The sequence below is a fragment of the Chryseobacterium sp. FR048 genome, assembly GCF_056844665.1.
Genome location: NZ_JBXDSE010000009.1, coordinates 72,637 through 96,555, shown reverse-complemented (window position 1 = coordinate 96,555; position 23,919 = coordinate 72,637). Strand labels below are relative to the sequence as shown.

The window sequence follows — 23,919 nt, the reverse complement described above, 5'->3', positions numbered from 1 at the left end:
ATATTTTATTTTAATTGAGGTGCAAATATTGGGGTTCCCTGATGGTCTAAAACCGACAAAGGAACCTGATAGGTTTCTTCCAGCAGCTCTTTCAGCTCTCCCTTTTCGAGGGACTGAACAGCCACCAGTTGGTTCTGGCGCATGACAAAAAAATCATCACCAAAAAGAAAGGCCAGATTAGGATCATGCATTACACACAGCACGGTGGTTCCTTCATTCACCAGCTGACGGATAACTTCCAGCACAGCAACCTGATAGTGCAGGTCCAGGTGATTCGTAGGCTCATCCAGCATCAGAATATCAGGCTGTTGTACCAATACCCGGCACAGAAGTACCAGTTGACGTTCTCCTCCGGAAAGCGAGGTGTAAGGCTTGTCTTTTAAATGAGTCAGATTAAACTTATGAAGGATATTTTCTACGGCTTCATGATCAGAATCTTTGGGCGAAAACCGTGAAAAAGAAGCCCGCCCGGTCAGAATTACATCAGAAACCTTGAAAGGAAAAGTTGTTTGATGAAACTGAGTTAAAAATCCGAGACGGACAGGAGCGGTTGTTCCAGCTTTAATCTTACGGCGTTCTTTGTCTCCGATCCATACATTGCCCCGGTAGTTTTTTTCCAGTCCAGCAATAATTTTGAATAAAGTAGATTTACCACTTCCGTTTCTGCCCAGAATGACAGAAAGTTTTCCTTTCTGAAATTTTGCCTGTACATGGTTCAGAACTTCATCTTTCCCATAGCTGAATGTAAGCTGTTCGATAGAAATTATAGAATTCATGAGTTCCAGTTTATAGCATTTCGACGCATTAAATAAATAAAAACAGGGGCCCCGATGATCATTGTAAACACACCAATCGGAATCTCAAACGGCATTACCGTACGGGAAAAATCATCAATCATCAGTAAAAAGCTTCCTCCAATACTGATATTGGCCCAAACTCCGATAGTATTGTTCGGTCCGAAAATCATTCTGCTGATGTGCGGAACAATCAATCCAAAAAGGCTGATAACCCCTACGGCAGCCACAGATGAAGCGGAGATCATCGTAGCTACGGCCATCAGGATTAGTTTCAGAAGGGTAGGGTTTACGCCAACTGCCATGGCTTCGTGGTCTCCCAATGCCAGAAGATTCAGTTTCCAGCGAAGCATAATGATGACCAACAGCCCGAAAAGGATCGGAAATATTGCGGTATCTACTTTTTGCCATGAGGCCGTGTGTAGATTTCCCATGGTCCACTGTACAATAGCCTGTAGTTTATAAGGGTCACTCAGGTACTGAAGAACCGTCAGAAGGGCAGTAAATACACCAGATACAATCATTCCGGCAAGCACCATGCTTACGATGGAGGTTTTGGCCCCAGCATAAGAAACAAGATAGGTGATCACCACAGCGATGACTCCGAAGATAAAGGCGGAAATATTAACCGCCACCACAGGAAACAGCATAGCCAGTGCTGCACCGAATGCTGAACCTGAGGAAATCCCCAAGGTAAACGGATCAACAATAGGATTTCTGAAAACAGCCTGTAATACACCGCCTGAAGAAGCTAAAGAAGCCCCTACCAGAAAGGTAAGGATAAGCCTGGGCAAGCGTACCTGCCATAAAATGGTATGTAAACTTCCCTGTAGTGCCGCTTCGTCTTTAGAAATTCCTAATTCCAGGGCGATATGATGGAACAATTCCCCGAAACCTATATTCTGGCTGGAACCCATAATCAGAGAAACCAATCCAAGCAGGAAAGGCAGCAGAATTAATAAAGCTGTTTTTTTGATGTTTTCCATGATCAGATCAGTCCTTTTTTGCCGTAGATCACTTCAAAGGCTTGTTTTACATCCTGATCCAGCTGCTCCTGGGTATATCCGGGCATGCACCAGTGACGGAGCTGCTTGGCAAACAGCATAAATTTTACGGTATGCGGATCATATGGAAAAGATGGAGACATGACGAATACTTGTTTATTTTTCACAGCCGGCAGTGCTGCCAGCTCCTTAAGGCTATAGACATCTGATAACTTTGAATTCCATAAAACAATCAGATCCGGATTCCATTTGTACATGGTTTCTGCACTGATGTTGGGAGCTTCTACCGGAACAGGGCATACATTCTGAGCTCCGGAAAGCGTGATCGCCATATCAATCAGACTTCCTTTTCCTGAGGTAGACATGATGCGTCCTTTAGACCATGCATAATAGATTTTTTTAGGAGAAACCTCATGTGAAGCTCTCATTTTCTTTACTTCTTCAGAAACATAGCCGGTGATTTCCTCTGCACGCTTCTTTTTTCCCAGCAGTTTTCCCACATTTTTAAGCTCCTCCAGTATTTTTTCGTCATTTAAAGAAGAAAAAGTAAACACCGGAATTCCCAGATTTTCAATTTGATTAATATTATCTTCATCCGTATTGAAAGTAAGTACCAGATCCGGCTTTAACCCAACAATCGTCTCTGCGTTGCTGGATTGTCCTCCGAAAGTGGGAGTCGCAATGCTTTTATTTTTAATCCGGTCATCAAGCTTGGAAAGAAAGCTGTAGGTATCTTCCATTTCATAAATCTGCCGTGGAATTCCCACAATTTTTTCACCTGCCTGAAGCATATACACATCATCCACAAGGGCATTGTATAAAACCACTACCCGCATGGCCTCATGAGGAAGTTTAATCGTTTTGCCTCTGCTGTCGGTTGCGGTGACTGTTCCTCCGGATAAGGATTTTTTGGAACTGTTGGGATTGCTGCAGCTTTGTACTGTTACTATAATAGCAGAAAATCCTGTAATCAATAGACTTTTAATTTTCATGTGTTCTGTTTTTTGCCAGATAACGCAGTGATTGAGTAGATAGAAGCTGAGTGTCTGTAAGCTCGATACGGTCGCCATATCTGTAAGACAGCTGTTCATACAGGCGTCCATCATAAGGAACTGCGAACTGTTGATTGGCTGTCAGAAATACCGGAAGGTGCTGATTCCCGATGAAATAACAGAAGTCTGCGGCTTCAGTATCGTCTTTCGCAGGAAAGCAGATCGTAAGGCAGGTTTTGATGGAAATGAGGGCAATCAGTTTTCCATTACTGTATAATCCGTCTCCTTGTTGCCATTCTTTCAGATTGCCCAGACTCATTTCCAAAACTGTCCCGGCTTGAGTCGTCCGGGTCAGCTTTTGTTTTTTGTTTTCAAACCATTCGATTTCCAGAACATCAGCATGAGAATTATTCAGGCTCATTCCGGTTTTTACTTCATCTATGACGACTGGCTGTGTTGTATTCATATTAAGCTTCTTTAGCTGCGCTTTCTTTTTTCAGTTTTACTTTTTCCTTCAGCCAGTTGCACCATTCATCGATTCCGTCACCGTTTAAGGTACTGATGGTCATTACCTCAAGGTTAGGATTTACTTCATGGGCATCTTTGGTTACAGCTTCTACAGAAAATGGAACATAAGGAAGCAGATCTGCTTTGGAAACCAGCATCAGTTCGCTGGTCAGGAACATACGTGGATACTTTTTAGGTTTGTCATCTCCTTCTGTAGAGGCAAGAAGCGTTACGCGGTAGTCTTCTCCAAGGTCAAAAGCAGACGGGCAAAGAAGGTTTCCTACATTTTCAATGAATAGTAAATCAACTCCTTCCAGGTTAATATGATCAAGGGCCTGAAGGATCATCTGGGCTTCGATATGGCACATTCCGCCGGTTACGATCTGAAGTGCATTGATTCCCACTTCACGCATACGGATGGCATCACGCTCTGTTTCAGGATCTCCTACAAGAATTGAAATGTTAAGGTCCTGAGCAAGACGCTTGCCTGTTTCCTGCATCAAAGTTGTTTTTCCGGATCCGGGAGAAGAACATACGTTGATGACGCAAACATCTTTTAAACGGTCTCTGATGGCTTTGGCTACGAAATCATTGGCCTTCAGCAAATGAAGGGTTGTATTATCACATTGAACCGATCCTACGCGGTTTCCTAGACTTTTTGGATTAGCTGTTGACATATTAATGGTCTTTTTGTTTAAAAATTACTTTTGAAATGAAGAGTTCGTTACCCTGAACAATCTGGCTGGAGGGTGTTTCGCAGTCGTCACAGACAAACCTGTGGTACCTGACCTGAAAATCTTTACCGCAATGGTCACAATGGGCAATAATATCGTTGACGAGAACTTCCAGCTCCATTTCCCGATAGTACGGGTGGTCGGTAATAAAGGCGTCAAACGCATTCTGAATGAGAACAGGCTGAACGTTGGACAGTAGACCTGCCGTTACCTGAACCTGTTGTATATCTTCTACTTTGGCATTATAATGTTCTTCCAAAGTGTCAAAAATATCCTTCACTATACTTAATTCATGCATAGCTTACTGTTTTTATGGGTGAAATGATTATCTGTGAAAACAGATAAATGTAATAGGGGATTTAGTGTAAATACTCAGATAAACCGAGTTTTACGAAAATGATTGTTTAAAGCCTGATCTTTAAATTATGAAAAAGGAGATATTTGGGAAGATGGTAATGATGTACCGATTCTGAGATAGAATTGGCTATGACATTAGTCTCCGGATTAAATCCCAGAGATAATATTTGCTTTACAAACAGAGTAAAGGAAAGATCAAAGAAGGTTTTATCAACATCGAAATCATTTTCAGCAATGGAGACCAAAAGTAGAGTGCCATGCTGAACAGATTCTGCTGATTTCAGACCCATCTGGTTTTGTAGAGAGTCTTTAGGTATCGTGTTTTTCCTGTCATTGGCAAATCCCAGAACTGTACTCAGAAACAGGAAAAGCAATAGGGAAAGTGATATGTAAAAAGACTTCTTCATCGGTATTGCAAATTTAGATTGTTTACCAGCCTTTATGATTACCAAAAACCTTTTAAAAATGTTCAAAATCGGGATGAAATAAAAGAATAGGAATGATTAGGTAATTTCATTTTTACTAAATGATATAATATTTATATTGTTGATAGTTAAATTGTTGTGTTTTGGTTTTTAAATTATTTGCCTATTGAAAGATGGGTCGGAATGTTTAAAAAGAAGACTGATTCCGGTACTGAAAAAAATAGTATTTTTGAAAATACAATTACACCATACACCTTATTACCATTTAAAATATTATTGAAAATGAACAAGATCAAATATCAAATTTCATTGGTTTTGCTGCTGGTATTCATGATGATCCCTTCTCAGAAAAAAGCAGCTAAAGAACCTCTTCCGCCACGTCCTCAGAAAGTAGCCGGACCTCCGGAAGCCAAAAGACCACCTGAACCTATTCTGGGAAATGTAACATTCGGTTGGAAGAACGAGCCGGAAACGTTAACGACGTTTACTCCCACTGATCTTGTAGAAAGATATTATACCTTCAATGATACTTTCAGGGTAAGGGTGATGTCACATTATCCACTCAGATCTGTGACCTATAAAAAACCTGCCAAGGGAGAACCCGAACCTCCTGTTTTTGGATATACCATGAAAGATGACAGCTATGATTCTGTGGATGTGAAAGGAAATACGATTCTTATTTCTGATAAAAAAGATCCCAAAAAAGAAAAGATTAGTTTGGAAATCATCAGAAAAGGTAAAGAGATTACGGGAATTAAGGAAGTGAAAACCGGCAGAATATTCAGAAAATCTGAATATTCAGTGGCGCCTTCGCTTTAAGGGATTCTTACGGATTGTATTGCTTTAAGATTTTGCTGATGACACGGATGTTTATAGAAAAGCTTACGGAATCAGTTTAATTTGAAGGAATATGTTTTGCCACGAATGAACGAATTTATTTACATATAGGCTTCTAATTTTGTTGATTAGTTTTCAAAACTAGTCAAAAATCGAAGTTTATTGTAAAGTATAGTACGCATAAAAAATTCGTGCATTCGTGGCAACAAAAATCAAAAACTAGCGGCCCGAAAAATATTCCTCTTCAAGAATCGCATACTCATAATTATCACTCCAGCCATTTTTTAAAGGAAGTAATTTTCTGCGATGCGCTTCTCTGATCATTCCTGATTTTTCCATGACTTTATAAGAGGCGATATTATCAACTGCGCAGCCTGCTTCAACTCTGTGCAGTTTTAAATCTTCAAAACCAAACTTGATTATTCTTTCCAATGCCTCTGTTCCATAGCCTTTTCCCCAGATTTCAGGACTAAGTTTAAACCAAACTTCAGCATTTTTATAGGGCAATTTGATAAGATCAATTCCTATAATTCCTACAAATTTTTGATCAGTAAGGGTTTCTATTAAAAAAGTAAATTTCTTTCGGAGTTTTCCTTGTTCAGACTCTTTCTGCCAGGAACTGACCAAATTTTTTGTTTCCTCTTCATTGTCAGAATAAGTTGTGGGATTAAATTCAGTACTTTCCGGTTTTAAAAGCAGTTCATGCACTGTAAGAATATCACTTTCTCTGAATGGGCGTAAGGTAAGACGTTTTGATTCTAATGTAAGATCGTTCATTGTATTTAATAGACCTGTTTAGCAGGTTTGAAAATTTAAAGCAATATATAAAGAATAATCTGAATCCGGGATGTGGTGTGCCTATTTTCAGATAAGGATTCTTGAAATTGTATTGATTATTACTTTGTTTATATTGGTGCTTTATGCATTTGTAAAATCAGGTTTTTTTCTTTGTTAATAATCAGATACAGCCAGAATACGATCATTGATCAGCCTTTTTCACGAAAACAGACAGTCTTTCCAATAGCGATCAGTAGCAAACTCCCTATATTTGAATGAGGCAACAAGCATTGTAAAATGTTTTAATAATGCCAATGAAAAAGAATAATTAATATGCAGAAACATAAAATCGACTTTTTACACCACAACGAGTCAGCCTGGAACAAACAGGCATTGGAGCAGAACGAATGGTCTCAGGCGGTAAGCACAGAACTAATCAAAGAAGCGAAAGAAGGAAAATGGGAAGTTCACCTGACACCCAAACCTCTGAATAAAGAATGGCTGGGAGAGGTGAGAGGTAAAAAAATATTGTGTCTGGCTTCTGCCGGCGGGCAACAGGCTCCGGTACTGGCGGCTGCGGGGGCTTCTGTAGTGGTTTTTGATATTTCAGAAGAACAACTGAAACAGGATGAAAGGGTTGCGGAACGTGATGGCTTGTCTCTGAAAACCGTTCAGGGAGACATGAGGGATCTGGGTGTTTTTGAAGATGAATCATTTGATATAATTTTCCATCCTATATCCAATCATTATGTTGAAGATGTCAATCCTGTCTGGAAAGAGGCCTACAGGGTTCTGAGAAAAGGAGGAATCTTACTGGCAAGTTTCTTCAATCCGGTAGTTTTTGTGGCAGACCGCAACCCGCAGGATATGGCAGAAGGAATCATCAGACCAAAATATACTTTACCTTATGCAGATATAAAAGATTTGAATGAAGAACAGATTGCCGGAAAGATAGAGAACCGGGAAGCATTGGTTTTTGGGCATACCCTTTCGGATTTAATCGGCGGACAGATAAGAGCCGGTTTTCTCATTGCAGATTATACTGAAGAAATGCAGCCGCATCCAAGATTTTTAATTGACAGATACCTGCCGACTTTTATAGCGACAAAGGCCGTTAAATTGGTTAGATAAGAATTATGAAATAGGCAATCTAATCGTTAATGATATTACAATTGAAGAAGCAATTATTTCCCTCTTCTGAAGGAATGGTGGGCATTCACATAATTTTTGACGGGTTGCTTCTTCATTTGATCTTCCGTTTATATTTCCTCAAAATTCACAGAATTATCCCTATTTTCGTCAAGCTTAAATATTGTGTTATTTAATGGATAAATCCTCGATCAACAATTATTTTCACTCCTTATTCAGCATCAAAGATGAAGTGGTAGAACAGATTACAAGTACGTTCAAACATTTTGATTTAAAAGCTAATGCGGTTTTGCTGGAAAAAGATACCATCAGTACCAAAACCTTTTTTTTGGAAAGAGGCTATGTGCGGTCCTATATATTGAATGAAGATAATGAAGAGATCACGACCAATATTTATGCAGCTCCTTGTTTTGTGAATGATTTTTTATCCTTTTTCAGACAGCAGCCTACAAAGGAAATATACCAGGCGGTGACAGACTGCTCTTTTTGGGAAACAGGACTGGAAAACGTACAATACAATTTTCATAATATCCCTGAGTTCAGAGAGTTCAGTAGGCTTCTTTTTGTCCTGAATTACTATACCATACACGATAGGCTGATCGAAATGGCCAGCCAGAAAGCCTTGACAAGATATTCCAATCTGATGAAGAAAGACCCTGATATTTTTCAGTATGTTCCTTTGAAGATTATTGCCTCTTATCTGGGAATCAAAGACAGTTCACTGAGCAGAATTAGAAGAGAGATTAAGAGCTGAATACACTGTTTTTACAAAAAAAAATCTACTGTTTTGTAATTCAGATTTTTAGCTGTTATTTTTTTAACGCTATGTCCGCAAAGATTTTGAATCGGATATTTTAAATTCGTTCGCAATGGCGTTTCACTCAGCAAAGGCAGAATATTGTTAATTCTTATCTGAACGAAGTGCCCTTGCGATCAAAAATAACGCGTTACAAAAAAAGAATCTTTGTGCTCTTAGCGTTTAATAAAATAGTAATTCAAGTTTTTGGTTATTGCTTTTTAAGGCTATGTCCGCAAGGGTTTTGAATCGGATATTTTAAATTCGTTCGCAATGGCGTTTCACTCAGCAAAGGCAGAATATGGCTAATTCTTAGCTGAACGAAGTGCCCTTGCGCTCAAAAATAAAGCACTACAAAAAAGCATCTTTGCGTTCTCTGCGTTTAATAAAAACAGTAATTAAAGTTTTGAGCTATTGTTTTTGGAAAATATAATTTCTTTTCATTTGTCAAGTGATAGATCAAAATTTGTGCTCCATCTTTGTCAAAAATAATTTCATGAACAAAAAACATATTGTGGTTGTAGGATTGGGAGGAGTAGGCGGATACTTCGGATTTAAAATAAATCAGACCAATGAAGTTTCCGGAAAATATAAAATATCTTTTGTTGCCCGTGGAGAGACTTATGAGAAAGTAAAGGAAAACGGATTGGTTCTTATCTCTCCCGAACACCCTAACGACAGAACTCACCCCAACGCCATTGAAGAAAACATCCGTGATATTAAAAACCCTGATCTGGTTCTGATCTGCGTAAAGGAATATGACCTTGAAAATGTCTGCAAGCAGCTTGCAGAAGTTATTACTAAAGATACGATACTGCTTCCCATGATGAATGGAGCAGATATTTATGACCGGATCCGAAAAATAATTCCTGACCATGTTATTTTGCCAACCTGTATTTATGTCGCTTCCCATATAAAAGAAAGAGGAGTGGTGGAACATAAAGGTAAGGCTGGAAAGATGATTGTAGGCAGAGATCCGCAACACTTTTCAGCAGAGGTGGACTGGGTTGTAGATTTGCTGCAGGAAAGTAAAATTGATTTTGATTTTAAAGATAATTCCCTGACGGATATATGGACGAAATTTATTTTCATTGCCAGTTTTGGGCTGGTAACAGCGAAACACAATTCATCCATCGGAACTGTATGTGCAGATGAAGAACAAAAACATGAAGCAACGGAAATCATGAAGGAGATCAGGCAGATTGCAGAGCAAAAGGAAATTCATCTTGAAGAAGATATAATTGAAAAAACCTTTGAAAAAGCGGGTACATTCCCTTTTGAAACGCCTACATCTTTACAGCTGGACATTCATTCCGGGAAAAAAGAAAATGAGCTGGAATTATTTGCGGGAGCCATTTTAAAATATGGTAAAGCATTGAATACAGAGACTCCTTTTACTCAAAAGATGCATCATGAGATTAAAAAAAGATAATTTTTTGGCTAAAATTTTATGAATCAATACAAAAGGCAGGTGAAAACCTGCCTTTTTAATGTAAATTAGAAATATAAATATAAAATACTTTCAAAAATTATCTGCATTGTGCAGAAATTACAGAGAAAATCATAAAGATTGATCCTTAAAACTCACGATCTCTGTCTTTAATGCTTCTGAACTTTGTTTTAAAAAAAGCATCCGCTTTGGCATTAAACTCGTCGGTGTAAACAACCAGAGTACTGTGCCCGGAATTGGGTAAAATCCATAGGTTAGCCTGAGGTATATTTCTGAAAATTTCCAGCGTATGTTCCGGCTTTATGACATCATAATCTCCTCCGATCACAAGAACAGGAACTTTAATACCCTGTAATGCTTTTGGATTGATATTTGGCTGCTCGCTTAATAATCTTTTATATTTGAGAACCTTATAGTCCAGATCTGTTTTATCTTTTTTGGCTGCAAACTGGTTTTTAAATTTTGTATAATTGGCACTTACCCGTTTGAATACATCAGCCTGTACTGCCGTAGAATCCGGTCTTAAATTGGCTCCGGTAACGATAAGCTTTTTTACCTTCTCCGGATGTCTCATACTTAGTAAAAGTCCATTGATTCCTCCGTCACTCCAGCCGATCACATAGGCAGAATCGATTTTCATTTTCTGAAGCAGCTGGGCATAGTCATCAGCCATCATTTCATAGGTAAGAGCATCTCCTTTATCCACCGATTTTCCATGAGCTCTGCTGTCAGCAACAATCACTTTATAATGCTTGGAAAAAAACGGAATCTGTTTGGAAAAATCAACAATGGATCCTCCGTTTCCATGAATGAGAAGTAAAGGTTGCCCCTGTCCATAGGTTTCACAGTACATTTTGATGCCATTGACGTCATAATACTGACCCGCTTTGGCATTATTACCATAACCGGAAGTTTCTAAAATTCCTATATATTCTTTTTTGAGTTTTGGAACATCTGTCTGTGCTGAAAATAAGGCAGGCAGCATGGCGAGAAAAAATAATATCGGTTTCATAATTTATAGTATTTTGTTTAAAATTACTGATGATATTCCATTTCCCGATTAGTAGAAAAATGATAAGCTATTGTTACAGAATAAATTAAAATGACAAATAATGTGAAAAATTTTATGCTCCATGCATAAATTTCTGTCGATCCAGTAATACTTCTTCACTTTCCCGATGATCCGGATCATCTACACAGCAGTCTACCGGGCATACCGCTTTACATTGCGGTTCTTCATGAAAACCTTTGCATTCCGTACATTTTCCGGATACAATATAATATACTTCATCAGAGACGGCTTGGTTAAAAGCATTGGCATCGGCCGTTGTACCATCCGGAAAAGTGACAGTTCCGGAGAGTTTCGTTTTGTCCTGCCAGCGCCAGTCGATGGCACCTTCATAAATGGCTGAATTGGGGCACTCCGGTTCACAGGCTCCACAATTGATACAGGCATCAGTTATTTTTATAGCCATATTATTTATTTTTAAAGATTTTAAAAAGGGATTCCTTTCACATCACTGTTCCGGAAATCCCAGCTAAACTTAATTAAAACAGTTTCAATAATTTATACACATCATAAACTATGCAAACTTGTATCTTAAATCAATTAATTTGATGCAATTTCTATAGAAAGCCCATCCATTTGAGCCGTGAGATAGATCTGGCAGGCTAATCTGCTGGTTGCTTGAGTATTGAATAGCTCTGAAAGCAGCGCTTCTTCCACATCATTTTTGTCTGGCAGTGAAGCTTCCTCGTTGAGAATATAACAATGACAGGTCGCGCACATGGCCATTCCGCCGCACATTGCTTCCATAGGCAGGTCGTAGGCTTTGCATATATCTTTTAAAGTCAATCCCATTTCCAGCGGGCAAATTAGTGTATGCAGGGTTCCTGACGGATCAGTCACCGTGATTGTAATTTCATCTTTCATTGTCATTAGTCAATCGTTGCTACAACTTGTTTTTCTGCCTGTTTCTTAGTTCCGTCAAAGCCTTCAATTCCGCTGACGGTAGTATATTTCAGTACAAATTTTTTGTTCGGATTCAGACGCTGGTAGATACTTTGGCAGGCAATGGCAGCTTCGTGGAATCCACATAAGATCAGCTTCATTTTATAAGGATAAGTATTAATGTCACCTACGGCATAAACCCCGGAGATATTAGTTTGAAAATCGGTACTGTTATCCACTTTGATCGCATTTTTCTCCAGTTCCAGTCCCCAATCTGCCAAAGGCCCGAGTTTAGGAACCAACCCGAATAAAGGAATGAAATAATCAGTTTCTATGGTTTGAAGCGTTCCTTCCTTCTCCACAATAATCTTTTGTAAAGAACCGTTTCCTTCAAGCCCGATCACTTCTGCCGGAGTGATCAGATTGACCTTACCTTCATGTTTTAATTTTTTTACTTTTTCCACGGAATCCAGTGCGCCTCTGAATTCATTTCTTCTGTGAATAAGGGTAATAGAAGAAGCCATTTCTGCAAGATGAATCGTCCAGTCCAGAGCGGAATCACCACCTCCTGCAATCACCACCCGTTTTCCGGCATAGTCTTCAGGGCGTTTGACGAAATAGTTGACACCAAGATCTTCATAATCAGCAATATTTTCAATAGGCGGTTTTTTAGGCTCAAAACTTCCGAGACCACCGGCGATAATCACTGCTTTTGCTCTGTGTCTGGTCCCTTTGTCTGTAATGACTTCAAAAAGGTTTTCTTCAAGTTTCAGAAGATGGACAGCCGTTTCATTGAAGGTAAAACCAGGTTCAAACTGTCTGATCTGTTCATAAAGATTGTCAACCAATTCTCCCGCCAGTACACTCGGGAATCCTGGAATATCAAAAATAGGTTTCTTGGGATATAACTCTGATAACTGGCCTCCCATCTGGGGTAATGCATCAATAATATGGCATCGCATCTTGAGAAGGCCGGCTTCAAATACCGTAAATAACCCTGCAGGGCCGGCACCAATGATCAGTATATCTGTTTCTATCATGTTATAAGTGGTTTATAGTCGTTTTTTCTATTCTTTTTGTGGTGGCAATGCTGATCAGCTTATCAAACTTAGCTGCATACAGCGGTGAAATCTCCTTTGGATTGTCAGGGGCAAATAATGAGGTTCTGACAACAGGAACACTGAATGGGAGAGGCCATGCCCGCAGTGATTTAGCAATGACATCCATCGTATTGATTCCCTGCATGGCCTGCAAGCCATCGGCCCAGCATACCAGACCTATTGTTTTATCTGTGAGATACGGTTCGTACCTATTGGCCGTTACTTCCAGCCAGTCCAGGCAGTTTTTCATGACGCCCGGAATACTTCCGTGATAAAGTGGAGCAAGCCAGAAATGGAGGTCGGCATCCCGGAACATCTGGCTCATGCGTTCCACAGCCATCGGTGTTTTGCTGAGGGTAACATCAAACAGAGGAATTCCCGAATCAGCAAGGGTAAACACTTCCGTCTGAATTCCCAATGCTTCCAGACGTTCTGCAAAATATCGGGAAATGAGTCCGGAGGTAGACTCCGTTCTTCTTTCCAGCGATCCGTTGAATATGATTGCTTTCATGTTGTTTTATTTTTTGAAAATTACTTTTGGTAAACCTATTTCTCCGTACATCAGGCTTTTTACCAGAGGTTTCAGAAGTCCGGCCGCCAGTAAATACAGTGCCGGATCATGATCCGAATTGGCTCTTACCACTACTTTCTGATCCTTATACTGTTTAAGATCTGCATAGGTCAAACGGCGCTTCCAGAGATCAAGCAGTATTGTTTTGGCATTGTTTAAATCTGCATATACAGCATACGGAGAAAGCTTTTCCATAATAAACATATAGGCCCACGGCGGAATGATCGCATCCGTAGAACAGATGACCCCCACTGCTTTTCCGTCGTATAGGGAAAAATCTGTGGCAGCAATGGATTCTTTAAACTCTTTTTCCTTGACGATCATTGCCATGAAAAGATGGTCTTTAATATCCAGCTCTACAATTTCGGTAGTAGGTTTATAGTCTGAAAGGTCAAGAGCAATGATGCCCGAAGCTTTTGCTTTATTAATGAAAGGATTTTGGCTCATAACGGGGGTACAGTCACACATTATTTTACTTTTGAAAGGGCTTCTTCATATTTTTTCTCCACAGCAGACCAGTCCAGGACAGACCAGAAAGCATCCAGGTAGTCGGCTCTTTTGTTCTGGTAGTTCAGGTAATAGGCGTGTTCCCAAACATCAATTCCAAGAATAGGAAAACCTCTGTTCATGGTAAGAACATCCATCATAGGATTATCCTGATTAGGAGTAGCACTTACAGCCAGAGAACCGTTGAATTTTACATAAAGCCAAACCCATCCGGATCCGAATTGTCCAAGACCTGCTTTTTTCATTTCTGCTTTAAGGTCTTCAAGGCTGCCAAAAGTTGATACAATAGCGTCTTTCAGATTGCCTTCGGGGTTTAATTTAGGTTGTGGTGACAGAATTTCCCAGAATAAAGAATGGTTGTAGTGACCGCCACCATTATTTCTTACAGCCGGACTGTATTCACTTATTCTCTGCAGCAATGAATCCAGGTCAGGATTGGTTTCATTGGTTTGCTCGAGAGCAGTATTCAAATTATCTACATAAGCCTGATGGTGACGCTGATGGTGAATCGTCATTGTTTCCGTATCGATAAAAGGAGTAAGGGCATCATAAGCATAAGAAAGCTGAGGTAATGTAAATGGTTTCATTCTATTTATTTTTTTTGATTAATGTGAGACAAAGGTAATAATATATTTCAATAAAACAACTTTTTGGTTGTTTTATGGATTGTGTTGAATTTTTATTTAAAATATTGTAAACTAGTGATTTGTATTTCTATTTCAAAGATTATAGAAAATGACTATCTTTGTTGTTGGAAAATAAAACAACCAAAATATTGTCAAATGAAGAAGTCGGCTGCAGATCGGATTCTGATGTTTTTAAAAATGAGAGGTGAGGCTACTTCACTTCTTATCTCTGAAGAACTGTCTATCACCAAGGAAGGGGCGAGGAAGCATTTGCTGAACCTTGCACAGGAAGGACTGATACAGCCTACTGTGAAAAGTGAGGGAGTAGGGCGTCCTTCTACCTATTATACTTTGACAGAAAAAGGACTGGCTCAGTTTCCGGATACTCATGCTGAAATAACCGTCCAGCTGCTGAAATCTGTCAAAAATCTGTTGGGCGAAAATGCCCTGGACCTGCTGATCAGTGACCGGGAGAAAAATACCCATGACCGATACGAAAAAGCCCTTGCCAAAACCAAAAATCTGGAACAACGTCTGGAAGTTCTCGCCGTAGCCAGAAGTAAAGAAGGCTATATGGCAGAATGGAAGAAAGAAGGTAATGATTATTTCCTCATTGAAAATCACTGCCCTATCTGTGCTGCAGCTACAGAATGCCAGGGATTCTGCCGGGCCGAATTATCCAATTTTCAATCATTGCTAGGGAAAGAATATACCGTGGAAAGAGTAGATCACATTATTTCCGGGGGACAGCGTTGTGTGTATAAAATCAGTCAGTAATTTGTGATTCATCAATAAAAAATGGTTGTAAAAGCGGTAATATTTGATATGGACGGAGTTCTTGTAGACTCCGAAGGATTTTGGGCTCAGGCAGAGCAGGATGTGTTTTCATCCTATGGAGTTCAGGTTACTGATGAACTGGCAGCACAGACCAGATACATGACTACCAGAGAGGTTACAGAGTTCTGGTATGAAAGATTTCCCTGGGAAAACCTGGATGTACCCAAGGTGGAGCAGGAAGTGGTATCAAGAGTTATAGAGCTGATCAAAAGGGAAGACTGCACAATGTCCGGAATACAGGATTTTATTCAGGATCTTAGCCATAAAGAATACAGGATCGGATTGGCAACCAATGCCCCTCTACGGGTGGCAGATGCAGTTCTCGAAAAGCTGAAAGTCCGTGATTTATTTGATGTTGTTCATTCATCCGAACTGGAAATACAGGGAAAACCACATCCGGCGGTTTATCTTACCTCTGCGCAGAAACTGGGAGTATCTCCTGAACACTGTGTGGCCATAGAAGACAGCCATTCCGGATTACGGGCAGCCAGAGCAGCGGGTATGAAGACGATCATTTTTACCAATAATGATGAAAATATACATTCTGATCTCGCTGATTTTAAAATAATGACCTTTAAAGAAGCTTTACTGCCTGTTTTTTAGGAGAAAACCTGCATTTTGGTTTCAATATCCTTAAAAATATCAATACTTTGTCAATATTTCCATCAGCATCAGGATAGATACCAGTTTTTTAGAAGACTGATAGTCCGGACTCAGCTGTTCACGGATTTCTCCAAGTGCTTTGCTTAATTTATTACTTACGGTTTTATTGCTGATTCCTAATGCTTCTGCCGTTTCATTGACTGACATATTCTGCCGGATTCTCATTTCATATACCTGCTGTTCTGTGGAAGGAAGTTGTGAAACCACTTCATCAATCATCGATAATAAAGCGGAAATTTCATTTTCTTCAAGGATTTCAAAATATTCAGTATCGGAAATGTCTATTTCTGAAGGCATATCGAATTCATCAATGCTCAGCGTAGGAGGCGCATTTTTATAGCTGTTGTAGTAATCCAGGATTCTGTAATGAAGGTGGCGGAGCAGGTAGCCTTTTGCACTTTCAGATTCATCAGTCTGGATGGTGTCTGTATTTTCAAGGATCTTTACCCATAAGTTCTGAAGCAGTTCTTCAGAAACTTCTTTATCCTTTGTCCGTATAAAAACAAAACGGTACAAACTATCCCAGTATCGGTCATACAGCAGCATAAATGCAGGACGGTCGCCTGATTTGATCTTCTTGAGTAGAGTATAGTCTGTTAGGTTCATATTGCTGTCACAAAATTACCTAAAGGAAAATTAACTTTTTGTGAACTTTAATTATGGTAAGGTTAAATATTTCTGAAAAACCAAGCTTGAATATGAAGTTAATGTTGAGTAAATGTAAAAAAGGTTGAAAATCATCATAAACCAGGCTTTAATGTGAATATAATATTAAGAAATGCCTGGGGAAGTTTTTCATTTTCACAGTCTTATAGATAGAAGCATCTGTGAATACGATGAAATATTTTATGAAACGTTTTAACTATAAAAATATCGAGGCCTTTGTTTTCAGACTTTGGGCACGCGAAGTTTCAGAGGAAAAGATCTCTGAAAAAGAGGAGGAAGTTCTAAAGTCATGGAATAGCCGTGCAGAAAAAGATCTTGACGGGGTTCATATGCAGGAAGCCAGAGAAAGAGTACTGGCTGAGCTGGAACATTATTTTGCTCCTTCTCCAACCATAGGACACAGGAAGAGTTTCCAAAACAGGATCTACAGAATTGCAGCGGTCATTATTCTGCTTCTGACGGTGGGCGGACTCTTTACTTATCATACATTCATCAAGCCGGATGTTTATCTTGCGACATTAGAGAACAGAATTGTTCATCTTGAAGACGGCTCTGTAGTTACCTTATTACCCGGTGCTGAGCTGACTGTTGAAAAATCATTTCCGGCGGCTACCAGATTGGTGAGCCTAAAAGGAGATGCTTTATTTTCTGTAGCGAAATCAAAGACGCATCCTTTCATCGTTCAGGCAGACGGTTTCAGTACAAAAGTATTGGGAACGGTATTTAAGATTTCTCAGTCCGGAAGGAAAAAGGCGGTAGATCTGTACGAAGGTAAAGTTGCGGTATCTTCTGCAGGAGTTCCGGTTTCTTATCTTAAACCCAATCAGAAATGGACCAATTTCGGGGTAGCCCATACGGCAGCAGTTATTTCATTCACATCGGATAAAGCTTCCGGAAAACAGCTTCCTGAACTGCTGGCTCTGAGTTTTAATGATGTTCCTTTAAAAGAAGTAATTACCGTTCTGGAAGGCAACTACAATACGAAAATCCATTATCCGAAAGAAGCTGAAGACCGAAAAATCACGGCAGACTTTACGGGAGGAACGGTGAGCGAAAATATTGAATCTCTTGCCTTTATTCTGGGGTTTGAAGTACAGATGAAAGATAATGCCTACATCCTGAAAAAATAATCCAAAAAATAAATAACCAGATAATCTTAAATCTAAAGAGAACACTTACGTATGAAAAGTTTGAAATGTGGTTTTACCATAGCAGCCTTATTTTTTACTGTTGCAGCAGAAGCACAGGAGTTGGTTCAGAAAGTTTCGTTTTCTGTTCCTGCCAACAGACCATTAATTGAAGTTTTGGAAGAGTTTGCAGGAAAGACAGGGATGAGACTGGCCTATTCAAAAGTAGACATCAAAGAGCTGAAGGTAAAAGGGGTAAAATGTGAAAATTCATCGATCAATACCTGTTTAAAAGATATTACAAATGGACTTCCTGTGGTATTCCGCCTGCATGGAGACCTTATTTCAATAAAATATGAAATCACGAATGCTTCTATACCGGGAAACGGACGTATTTCCGGGAAAATAGTAGATGAAGTGGGAAACCCTGTTGCAGGAGCTGAAGTGAATATTTCCGGAAGAAATACCGTAACGGATAATAACGGAGATTTCTCAGTAGATCTTCCTTCAGGACTCTATAATCTGACCATAAAAGCCCCTAAATACAACACACTCAGGGTAGAAAAATTAATGGTCAATAATAAAGAAACGAATTCTGTATCATTTGCGTTGAACAGAGCATCTGATAAAGTTACCGATATTAAAGAAGTGGTAGTGACAGCCACCCGTAAAGCCGATACTCAGGCTGGCTTACTGGCCCAGCAGAAAAAGGCAGCCCAGATGAGCGACGGAATTTCAGCGGAACAGATTGCCAAAACTCCGGATAATGATGTGGGCGGAACTTTGAAAAGGGTAACGGGAATTACCACTATTGACAACAAATATGTAGTAGTGCGATCAATGGGAGAGCGGTGGAATACAGCGGCTATGGACGGAATCAATCTGCCGAGTACCGAAACATACAATCAGAACTTCTCTTTTGACATCATTCCAACAGCCATGGTGGAAAGTGTTGTGGTAAGCAAATCGGCAACACCGGATATGAACGCCAATTTTGCGGGCGGGTATGTGGAGATCAGAACCAAAGATATTCCCAATGAAAACTTTACGACTGTGAGTCTGGGAACTTCCTATAATGATCAGTCGGCTTTTAAAGAGTTTCTGACCCGTAAAAGAGGAAGGTATGATTATTTCGGCTATGATGACGGGACAAGAGATTTTCCGAAAGGTCTTGGAGCGGTAAACCAGGCTAACCCATTGTTCTTCGAGCAGTCCAGACAGTTTACCAATGACAACTTCACTACTTACAAGACAAGAGGAGACATGGGATCTAATATACAGCTTGCATTGGGGAGAACATATGCTCTTAAAAATAATAATAAATGGGGTTTTGCAGGGGCTTTTATCATCAGAAACGAGCAAAATAAACTGGATATAGACCATACAGGAAGAGGAAACTGGCTGGATACGACCGGAGTGCCTGATGAAAACGGAAAGATTCCTTTTTATAATTTTAAAAATAAAGGAGCATCCTACAATTACAATTCTACCGTGGCAGGAATGCTTAACTTCGGCTTGCAGCTGAATAAAAACAGAATTTCTTTCCGTAATTCATACACCCATATCTATGACAATACGCTGACCCGAATTACAGGGTGGGACGAATATACGGGCGGAAGTGGACTGCCAGCCAATGCTGAAGCTTCCTATAATTATTTTTATCATGGGATTATTCCCAATAATGATCCGTCCAAAATCTCCTCTTTAGACAAACCTTTTACAGGAAATACGGATTACCCTGTCTATCAGACATTCCTGCAGAATAAACTGGAGGGGAATCATAGGTTTGGGAATATGGAAATCAACTGGTTTGCAGCCAGAACCGGAGTGTCATCAGATACTAAAGATTATACTTTGCACAAGAACCTGTATAGTTTTGTGGGGCGTGAGATTTTAAATTATTACGAGGTCAATAACTCTTCAAGCGATTTTGCCAGGGGATATATTGCCAGTAAGGAAACGGATTATAATTACGGAGCCTCTTTTAAATGGAGCTTTGACAGGGAAAATTTCAAAAATGATATTAAAGTAGGCTATGCCGGAGTGTCCAAGACTAATACCAACCAGCAGCAGAAATTTTTGTTGAGAGTTGATGAAAACAGACCCGTTCCTAATCCAAAAATCTTACAGATGTACGGAGCTCTTGCCGATTGGTTTGACGGTTCTCATTATGTACCCGGAGGAATCGGATGGGAGACCAGACCATTGTATGTGGATGGTAAATATGAAGGAAAAGTTGAGCAGCATGCGATGTATGTGATGTTGGATAATCGCTGGAAGAACAAATTCAGATTGGTATGGGGATTACGGGCAGAGTATTTTCAGTATGACCTGATTTCTCAGCAGCTGGAAACTAAAGATTCCAGAAACTTTGCCCGATATGGAGTTGATGATAAACCTTGGCAATGGATGCCTTCCGCTAATTTTACCTATAGTCCTACCAATAAGATCAATTTGAGGCTGGCCTACAACAAAACCGTTATCCGTCCTCAGTTTAACGAAAGAACCGGATTACCTTATTTCGATCCGATAGCCAACGGTCAGATTTTCAATACGGAAATGGTATCATCAATAGTCAATAATTATGATTTTAAATTCGAATGGTTTCCAGGGCTTGGAGAAATATTTTCGGCAGGACTGTATTATAAAAATATAGATAATCCTATTGAACGTGAAGGATTTATTTCTAATGAAGGAAATCTTTATCTCTATAATGGCAATTCAAAAAATGCAAAACTGAAAGGAGTAGAAGCTGAAGTGAGAAAAAACTTAGGATTTATTATTCCGGACTCATTTTTCTCCAAACTTTTCATCAGTGGAAATTTTACCTATAACGATACCAGAGTAACCGCTTTCAAAGACAGGGAAAAAACGGGGGAAAACGATGCTACTTATGAAGTGGATAGACCTCTTTACGGGCAGACACCTTATGCCTATAATTTAGGATTAATGTATGATGGAGAGAGACTGGGACTCAGTTTTTTATATAATGCAAAAGGGGATCAGTACATCACGGTGGGATACGCTTATAATGGCGAAGAAATACAACGGGCGTATGCGGTGGCAGATGCACAGGTTTCCTATAAGTTTCTCAGAAACAGAAATCTTGAAGTAAAGCTGAATATCAGAAACCTTTTCAACAGAGTCAAAGAATATTACAACAACTATAATTCCTATGTCAGTAAAAAAGATGCCGGAAGTAATCTGGAAACCGTAAGAGAATCAATGGAACTGCTGCCTGGTGCTACCAGCAAATATGATAAGGATATTGATAAAATTCTGTTTCGGGCGTATAGCGGAAGAATGTTCGGGCTGAGTGTGAATTATACATTTTGATTTTTTTACAGAATAATTTTCAAAAGTTGAGGAAATACTCTGTTTTTGAAAAAGATGAGATAAAAAGAGCTCTTGATAGAGAAGTGTACAGGTTTCGGAATCCTGAACATAAGCCGGATCAATACTGATGAAGCGCACAGCAGTACCGGACCAGCCAAAAACCGGACGCCATTGTCTTTTCCCGGACAGTAGCGGATGTACAGGGAACTCAGACAGATCAGCTCCTCCTGGTCTGTAGGAGGTAAACAATAACCAAATCGCAGAGATATAGAGGCGGATATTTCTGAATATTAAAAATTTCCGGTCATAAAAATAAATAACCGGATCTATCAAAAATTATAACAATGAAAAGATTAACTCTAATTGCAGCTGCTGCATTATCCCTTACAGCTTGTCAAAACGATCATTTAGCAGATTCTTCCACTCCTTTCGAGATGAAACCTACTTCAGCTGAGTATCTTACAGCTGCTGGTCTTCCTGTAACTAAGGTAAGTGGTCCTATTACTTCTGACGTAACCTGGAGTGGAGTGATAGAAATTGACGGTACAGTAGCCGTGAAAAACGGAGCAACCCTTACCATTCAGCCTGGAACTTTTATCAAAGCAAAACCTAATTCAATAGGAGAAGGTTCAGGAATTCTTGTTATTACCAAAACAGGTAAAATCAATGCTACAGGAACTGAATCTCAGCCAATTGTTTTTACAAGTTACAGATTATTGGATGGAGATGATCTTACGACTGCTACACCTGGAGATTTTGGAGGGGTGATCCTGTTAGGAGATGCACCTACCAACGTACCTTCTACAACTACTATCGAAGGATTAAGCGGTAGCGATTATTACTTTGGAGGAACCAATCCTTCTCACAACGCAGGAACAATGAAATATGTACGTATTGAGTTCGCCGGTTATGACTTCGTAGGAGCTAACTCTGGAAACGAGGTGAACGCATTATCATTGGGAGGTGTAGGAAATGGAACTACTTTAGATCATATCCAGGTTTCTTACGGTCAGGACGATTCTTTTGAGTTCTTCGGAGGAACAGTAAATGCTTCCAACCTGATCTCTTTTGCAGCAGAAGATGATAATTTCGACTTTGATAACGGATATACAGGAACCATTACCTGTGCATTGTCTTTGGCAGATTACAGATCAGCACACACTGTGAGTGGAGGTGATCCGGATTCTAACGGTATCGAGTTGGATAACAACGCCGGAGGTACTGCTACATCATTGATTACTAATCCTGTAATCAACAATCTTACGATTATCGGGGCTAAAAATGGAGTAGCCGGACAAGGACTTGCTTACGAAAACGGGATCCACATCAGAAGAAATGGAAAACTGACATTAAATAATGCTGTAGTTACAGGATACCCTGTAGGAATCAAGGTAGAAGGTACAGGTTCTGAACTTTCTTCAGCTTCTAATCTAAATTCAATTTTTGTACATGGATTCGGAACTTCTGTGACAGGTGCGGGAACTGCAGGAATTCCTGCTTCAAACCTACTGACAGGTACTCTTGCTTCTCTGTGGGGAATGAGCCAGCCGTTCTTCAACGAAGGGCCATGGAATGTTTCTCCTAGAAACTGTGGAAACTTCCAGGGTGTCTGGACAAAATATGACTTCTCAGTTCAGGAATAAGCTTTTAAATAACAGGGAAAGCATTATGTCTTTCCCTGCTTTTATTCTTCAAAAAAATCTTAATAATACGTATTATGAAAAAATTATTTTTACTATCTGTTGTATTGGTATCACAGGCTGCTGCAGCTCAGGAGCTTGTATGGAGCAATTCTTTTGAAACGGCTGATGACCTTCAGGGATGGACAATCCATGATCTGAATAATAACGGAAATGCATGGAGCCAGGGGAAAAATATCTACCATAACGGAACGACAATGGCCTATGGAACTTCAGGAACCATCCGTCACTCTATCAATCTTGTTCCTTCAGGTACAGCCGCCAATTTCGCTTCAGAAAACGATTGGATTATTTCTCCGGAAATTGATCTGTCATCCGCTTCAGGAACCATTACTTTAACAGCTGATGTAGGAAGACAGAGAGCAAGTCAGGCTACAGTGGCCAGAGATCTTTATATCTATGTAAGCACTCCTCAGAAACCTGTTCCGGGCTTGGCAGATTTTCAGGCACTTGCTGTAGATACGAATGGAAATGACCTTCCTAACCCCTATAAAATCAAAGGTGGATACACCGAGAATCCTTTTCCTGCAGATCTTACCCAGTTTGTACAAAGTCTTGTAGATCTGTCCTCTTTTGCCGGAAAGAAAATCTACATCGGAATCTGGTCCAACAGAAAATCAGCAGGAAGCAATATTCAGAATATCAATATAGATGAAATGGCTATTTATGCTTCATCCCTTACTTTAAACACAAAGGATGTAAAAAAGAAAGAAAATCTTACCAGAATAATAGAAAATCCGGTAAAAGAATACTTACAGCTGCAACTTAATCCGGAATTGAAAGAAAACATGACGATGATCGGTATTTATAATACAGCAGGGCAGAAAGTTCTTACAGCCCAGTATTCAAAGTCTGTAAATATAGCAGCTTTACCGGCAGGTGCTTATATCTTGGAGGTTACCGATGGAAAAATCTCAGAAAAACTGAAGCTGATCAGAAAATAAACCTTCTGATTGTAAAAATTGAGAAGAGAAATATCATAAAGTTTAAGACATACAATAATGGACAACAAT

26 protein-coding genes are annotated in these 23,919 nt (G+C 39.7%); 10 read left to right on the top strand and 16 right to left on the bottom strand.

All coding sequences use genetic code 11. The annotated features are described in order from the left end of the window. Nucleotides 1-5: 5 nt before the first annotated feature. The 7 genes from AC106K_RS22680 to AC106K_RS22650 all read right to left on the bottom strand — a co-directional run bounded on the left by AC106K_RS22680 (nucleotide 6) and on the right by AC106K_RS22650 (nucleotide 4,795). A complete protein-coding gene (locus tag AC106K_RS22680) occupies nucleotides 6-776 on the bottom strand; it encodes an ABC transporter ATP-binding protein (protein ID WP_482447750.1) in 771 nt (256 codons plus the stop codon). Next, the gene (locus AC106K_RS22675) at nucleotides 773-1,780 is read right to left on the bottom strand and encodes a FecCD family ABC transporter permease (protein ID WP_482447749.1); all 1,008 of its coding nucleotides are present in this window, start codon (nucleotides 1,778-1,780) and stop codon (nucleotides 773-775) included. Before AC106K_RS22675 ends, AC106K_RS22680 begins: the two co-directional genes overlap by 4 nt. A 2-nt stretch (nucleotides 1,781-1,782) precedes the next feature. Continuing rightward, the gene (locus AC106K_RS22670) at nucleotides 1,783-2,790 is read right to left on the bottom strand and encodes an ABC transporter substrate-binding protein (protein WP_482447748.1); all 1,008 of its coding nucleotides are present in this window, start codon (nucleotides 2,788-2,790) and stop codon (nucleotides 1,783-1,785) included. Beyond that, nucleotides 2,780-3,256, bottom strand: a complete 477-nt coding sequence (locus AC106K_RS22665) for an urease accessory protein UreE (protein ID WP_482447747.1) — start codon at nucleotides 3,254-3,256, stop codon at nucleotides 2,780-2,782. The genes AC106K_RS22670 and AC106K_RS22665 overlap by 11 nt, the downstream gene beginning before the upstream one ends. A 1-nt stretch (nucleotide 3,257) precedes the next feature. Then, entirely contained in the window at nucleotides 3,258-3,974 is a 717-nt protein-coding gene (gene hypB, locus AC106K_RS22660; protein ID WP_482447746.1) for a hydrogenase nickel incorporation protein HypB, read from the bottom strand. Between the two features lies 1 nt (nucleotide 3,975). Beyond that, entirely contained in the window at nucleotides 3,976-4,329 is a 354-nt protein-coding gene (locus AC106K_RS22655; protein WP_482447745.1) for a hydrogenase maturation nickel metallochaperone HypA/HybF, read from the bottom strand. Nucleotides 4,330-4,435: 106 nt separating this feature from the next. Continuing rightward, complete coding sequence (locus tag AC106K_RS22650; RefSeq protein WP_482447743.1) at nucleotides 4,436-4,795, bottom strand: hypothetical protein; 360 nt, start codon at nucleotides 4,793-4,795, stop codon at nucleotides 4,436-4,438. Nucleotides 4,796-5,095: 300 nt separating this feature from the next. Here AC106K_RS22650 and AC106K_RS22645 point away from each other — a divergent pair, with 300 nt between their 5' ends. Further along, nucleotides 5,096-5,632: a hypothetical protein gene (locus AC106K_RS22645; RefSeq protein WP_482447742.1), complete on the top strand. Its 537-nt coding sequence runs from the start codon at nucleotides 5,096-5,098 to the stop codon at nucleotides 5,630-5,632. A 237-nt stretch (nucleotides 5,633-5,869) separates the two neighbouring features. Here AC106K_RS22645 and AC106K_RS22640 read toward each other — a convergent pair whose 3' ends face one another. Then, a complete protein-coding gene (locus tag AC106K_RS22640) occupies nucleotides 5,870-6,427 on the bottom strand; it encodes a GNAT family N-acetyltransferase (RefSeq protein ID WP_482447741.1) in 558 nt (185 codons plus the stop codon). A gap of 333 nt (nucleotides 6,428-6,760) precedes the next feature. On the opposite strand from AC106K_RS22640, the gene AC106K_RS22635 reads away from it, so the two are divergent. The 3 genes from AC106K_RS22635 (at nucleotide 6,761) to AC106K_RS22625 (ending at nucleotide 9,804) form a co-directional block, all read left to right on the top strand. After that, nucleotides 6,761-7,558, top strand: coding sequence for a class I SAM-dependent methyltransferase (locus AC106K_RS22635; protein WP_482447740.1), 798 nt, complete (start codon nucleotides 6,761-6,763; stop codon nucleotides 7,556-7,558). A 193-nt stretch (nucleotides 7,559-7,751) separates the two neighbouring features. Further along, a complete protein-coding gene (locus tag AC106K_RS22630) occupies nucleotides 7,752-8,330 on the top strand; it encodes a Crp/Fnr family transcriptional regulator (RefSeq protein ID WP_482447739.1) in 579 nt (192 codons plus the stop codon). Between the two features lie 538 nt (nucleotides 8,331-8,868). Continuing rightward, a complete protein-coding gene (locus tag AC106K_RS22625) occupies nucleotides 8,869-9,804 on the top strand; it encodes a ketopantoate reductase family protein (RefSeq protein ID WP_482447738.1) in 936 nt (311 codons plus the stop codon). 145 nt (nucleotides 9,805-9,949) lie between these two features. On the opposite strand, the gene AC106K_RS22620 is transcribed toward AC106K_RS22625, so the two are convergent. From AC106K_RS22620 to AC106K_RS22590, 7 genes are all read right to left on the bottom strand, one after another. Continuing rightward, nucleotides 9,950-10,834, bottom strand: coding sequence for an alpha/beta fold hydrolase (locus tag AC106K_RS22620; protein ID WP_482447737.1), 885 nt, complete (start codon nucleotides 10,832-10,834; stop codon nucleotides 9,950-9,952). 112 nt (nucleotides 10,835-10,946) lie between these two features. Continuing rightward, nucleotides 10,947-11,297 (bottom strand): 4Fe-4S dicluster domain-containing protein, encoded by a 351-nt coding sequence (locus AC106K_RS22615; RefSeq protein WP_482447736.1) that lies wholly within the window; start codon nucleotides 11,295-11,297, stop codon nucleotides 10,947-10,949. Nucleotides 11,298-11,431: 134 nt separating this feature from the next. Beyond that, nucleotides 11,432-11,755: a 2Fe-2S iron-sulfur cluster-binding protein gene (locus tag AC106K_RS22610; RefSeq protein ID WP_482447735.1), complete on the bottom strand. Its 324-nt coding sequence runs from the start codon at nucleotides 11,753-11,755 to the stop codon at nucleotides 11,432-11,434. A gap of 5 nt (nucleotides 11,756-11,760) precedes the next feature. Continuing rightward, nucleotides 11,761-12,813 carry an NAD(P)/FAD-dependent oxidoreductase gene (locus AC106K_RS22605; RefSeq protein ID WP_482447734.1) on the bottom strand — a complete coding sequence of 351 codons (1,053 nt, stop codon included), beginning with the start codon at nucleotides 12,811-12,813 and terminating at the stop codon, nucleotides 11,761-11,763. Nucleotide 12,814: 1 nt separating this feature from the next. Next, a complete protein-coding gene (locus AC106K_RS22600; RefSeq protein ID WP_482447733.1) occupies nucleotides 12,815-13,384 on the bottom strand; it encodes an NADPH-dependent FMN reductase in 570 nt (189 codons plus the stop codon). Between the two features lie 6 nt (nucleotides 13,385-13,390). Continuing rightward, complete coding sequence (locus AC106K_RS22595) at nucleotides 13,391-13,912, bottom strand: DUF2480 family protein (protein ID WP_482447732.1); 522 nt, start codon at nucleotides 13,910-13,912, stop codon at nucleotides 13,391-13,393. Then, the gene (locus AC106K_RS22590; protein WP_482447730.1) at nucleotides 13,912-14,538 is read right to left on the bottom strand and encodes a superoxide dismutase; all 627 of its coding nucleotides are present in this window, start codon (nucleotides 14,536-14,538) and stop codon (nucleotides 13,912-13,914) included. The genes AC106K_RS22595 and AC106K_RS22590 overlap by 1 nt, the downstream gene beginning before the upstream one ends. A gap of 195 nt (nucleotides 14,539-14,733) precedes the next feature. On the opposite strand from AC106K_RS22590, the gene AC106K_RS22585 reads away from it, so the two are divergent. Continuing rightward, nucleotides 14,734-15,354 (top strand): helix-turn-helix transcriptional regulator, encoded by a 621-nt coding sequence (locus AC106K_RS22585; protein ID WP_482447728.1) that lies wholly within the window; start codon nucleotides 14,734-14,736, stop codon nucleotides 15,352-15,354. A gap of 21 nt (nucleotides 15,355-15,375) precedes the next feature. Continuing rightward, nucleotides 15,376-16,017 (top strand): hexitol phosphatase HxpB, encoded by a 642-nt coding sequence (gene hxpB, locus AC106K_RS22580; protein ID WP_482447726.1) that lies wholly within the window; start codon nucleotides 15,376-15,378, stop codon nucleotides 16,015-16,017. Nucleotides 16,018-16,056: 39 nt separating this feature from the next. On the opposite strand, the gene AC106K_RS22575 is transcribed toward hxpB, so the two are convergent. After that, a complete protein-coding gene (locus AC106K_RS22575; RefSeq protein WP_482447724.1) occupies nucleotides 16,057-16,683 on the bottom strand; it encodes an RNA polymerase sigma factor in 627 nt (208 codons plus the stop codon). Between the two features lie 242 nt (nucleotides 16,684-16,925). On the opposite strand from AC106K_RS22575, the gene AC106K_RS22570 reads away from it, so the two are divergent. The 4 genes from AC106K_RS22570 to AC106K_RS22555 all read left to right on the top strand — a co-directional run bounded on the left by AC106K_RS22570 (nucleotide 16,926) and on the right by AC106K_RS22555 (nucleotide 23,850). Then, on the top strand, nucleotides 16,926-17,873 hold the full coding sequence (locus tag AC106K_RS22570; protein WP_482447723.1) for a FecR family protein: 948 nt from the start codon (nucleotides 16,926-16,928) through the stop codon (nucleotides 17,871-17,873). 51 nt (nucleotides 17,874-17,924) lie between these two features. Continuing rightward, nucleotides 17,925-21,206, top strand: coding sequence for a TonB-dependent receptor (locus AC106K_RS22565; RefSeq protein ID WP_482447722.1), 3,282 nt, complete (start codon nucleotides 17,925-17,927; stop codon nucleotides 21,204-21,206). A 344-nt stretch (nucleotides 21,207-21,550) separates the two neighbouring features. Continuing rightward, the gene (locus tag AC106K_RS22560) at nucleotides 21,551-22,849 is read left to right on the top strand and encodes a hypothetical protein (protein ID WP_482447720.1); all 1,299 of its coding nucleotides are present in this window, start codon (nucleotides 21,551-21,553) and stop codon (nucleotides 22,847-22,849) included. Between the two features lie 74 nt (nucleotides 22,850-22,923). Beyond that, nucleotides 22,924-23,850, top strand: a complete 927-nt coding sequence (locus AC106K_RS22555) for a choice-of-anchor J domain-containing protein (RefSeq protein WP_482447718.1) — start codon at nucleotides 22,924-22,926, stop codon at nucleotides 23,848-23,850. Nucleotides 23,851-23,919 lie beyond the last annotated feature (69 nt).

What these genes read in the sequence shown, in the direction of transcription:
- AC106K_RS22680 (WP_482447750.1), bottom strand. Translation starts at nt 776, where the DNA reads ATGAATTCTATAATTTCTATCGAACAGCTTACATTCAGCTATGGGAAA.
- AC106K_RS22675 (WP_482447749.1), bottom strand. Translation starts at nt 1,780, where the DNA reads ATGGAAAACATCAAAAAAACAGCTTTATTAATTCTGCTGCCTTTCCTG.
- AC106K_RS22670 (WP_482447748.1), bottom strand. Translation starts at nt 2,790, where the DNA reads ATGAAAATTAAAAGTCTATTGATTACAGGATTTTCTGCTATTATAGTA.
- AC106K_RS22665 (WP_482447747.1), bottom strand. Translation starts at nt 3,256, where the DNA reads ATGAATACAACACAGCCAGTCGTCATAGATGAAGTAAAAACCGGAATG.
- hypB (WP_482447746.1), bottom strand. Translation starts at nt 3,974, where the DNA reads ATGTCAACAGCTAATCCAAAAAGTCTAGGAAACCGCGTAGGATCGGTT.
- AC106K_RS22655 (WP_482447745.1), bottom strand. Translation starts at nt 4,329, where the DNA reads ATGCATGAATTAAGTATAGTGAAGGATATTTTTGACACTTTGGAAGAA.
- AC106K_RS22650 (WP_482447743.1), bottom strand. Translation starts at nt 4,795, where the DNA reads ATGAAGAAGTCTTTTTACATATCACTTTCCCTATTGCTTTTCCTGTTT.
- AC106K_RS22645 (WP_482447742.1), top strand. Translation starts at nt 5,096, where the DNA reads ATGAACAAGATCAAATATCAAATTTCATTGGTTTTGCTGCTGGTATTC.
- AC106K_RS22640 (WP_482447741.1), bottom strand. Translation starts at nt 6,427, where the DNA reads ATGAACGATCTTACATTAGAATCAAAACGTCTTACCTTACGCCCATTC.
- AC106K_RS22635 (WP_482447740.1), top strand. Translation starts at nt 6,761, where the DNA reads ATGCAGAAACATAAAATCGACTTTTTACACCACAACGAGTCAGCCTGG.
- AC106K_RS22630 (WP_482447739.1), top strand. Translation starts at nt 7,752, where the DNA reads ATGGATAAATCCTCGATCAACAATTATTTTCACTCCTTATTCAGCATC.
- AC106K_RS22625 (WP_482447738.1), top strand. Translation starts at nt 8,869, where the DNA reads ATGAACAAAAAACATATTGTGGTTGTAGGATTGGGAGGAGTAGGCGGA.
- AC106K_RS22620 (WP_482447737.1), bottom strand. Translation starts at nt 10,834, where the DNA reads ATGAAACCGATATTATTTTTTCTCGCCATGCTGCCTGCCTTATTTTCA.
- AC106K_RS22615 (WP_482447736.1), bottom strand. Translation starts at nt 11,297, where the DNA reads ATGGCTATAAAAATAACTGATGCCTGTATCAATTGTGGAGCCTGTGAA.
- AC106K_RS22610 (WP_482447735.1), bottom strand. Translation starts at nt 11,755, where the DNA reads ATGAAAGATGAAATTACAATCACGGTGACTGATCCGTCAGGAACCCTG.
- AC106K_RS22605 (WP_482447734.1), bottom strand. Translation starts at nt 12,813, where the DNA reads ATGATAGAAACAGATATACTGATCATTGGTGCCGGCCCTGCAGGGTTA.
- AC106K_RS22600 (WP_482447733.1), bottom strand. Translation starts at nt 13,384, where the DNA reads ATGAAAGCAATCATATTCAACGGATCGCTGGAAAGAAGAACGGAGTCT.
- AC106K_RS22595 (WP_482447732.1), bottom strand. Translation starts at nt 13,912, where the DNA reads ATGTGTGACTGTACCCCCGTTATGAGCCAAAATCCTTTCATTAATAAA.
- AC106K_RS22590 (WP_482447730.1), bottom strand. Translation starts at nt 14,538, where the DNA reads ATGAAACCATTTACATTACCTCAGCTTTCTTATGCTTATGATGCCCTT.
- AC106K_RS22585 (WP_482447728.1), top strand. Translation starts at nt 14,734, where the DNA reads ATGAAGAAGTCGGCTGCAGATCGGATTCTGATGTTTTTAAAAATGAGA.
- hxpB (WP_482447726.1), top strand. Translation starts at nt 15,376, where the DNA reads ATGGTTGTAAAAGCGGTAATATTTGATATGGACGGAGTTCTTGTAGAC.
- AC106K_RS22575 (WP_482447724.1), bottom strand. Translation starts at nt 16,683, where the DNA reads ATGAACCTAACAGACTATACTCTACTCAAGAAGATCAAATCAGGCGAC.
- AC106K_RS22570 (WP_482447723.1), top strand. Translation starts at nt 16,926, where the DNA reads ATGAAACGTTTTAACTATAAAAATATCGAGGCCTTTGTTTTCAGACTT.
- AC106K_RS22565 (WP_482447722.1), top strand. Translation starts at nt 17,925, where the DNA reads ATGAAAAGTTTGAAATGTGGTTTTACCATAGCAGCCTTATTTTTTACT.
- AC106K_RS22560 (WP_482447720.1), top strand. Translation starts at nt 21,551, where the DNA reads ATGAAAAGATTAACTCTAATTGCAGCTGCTGCATTATCCCTTACAGCT.
- AC106K_RS22555 (WP_482447718.1), top strand. Translation starts at nt 22,924, where the DNA reads ATGAAAAAATTATTTTTACTATCTGTTGTATTGGTATCACAGGCTGCT.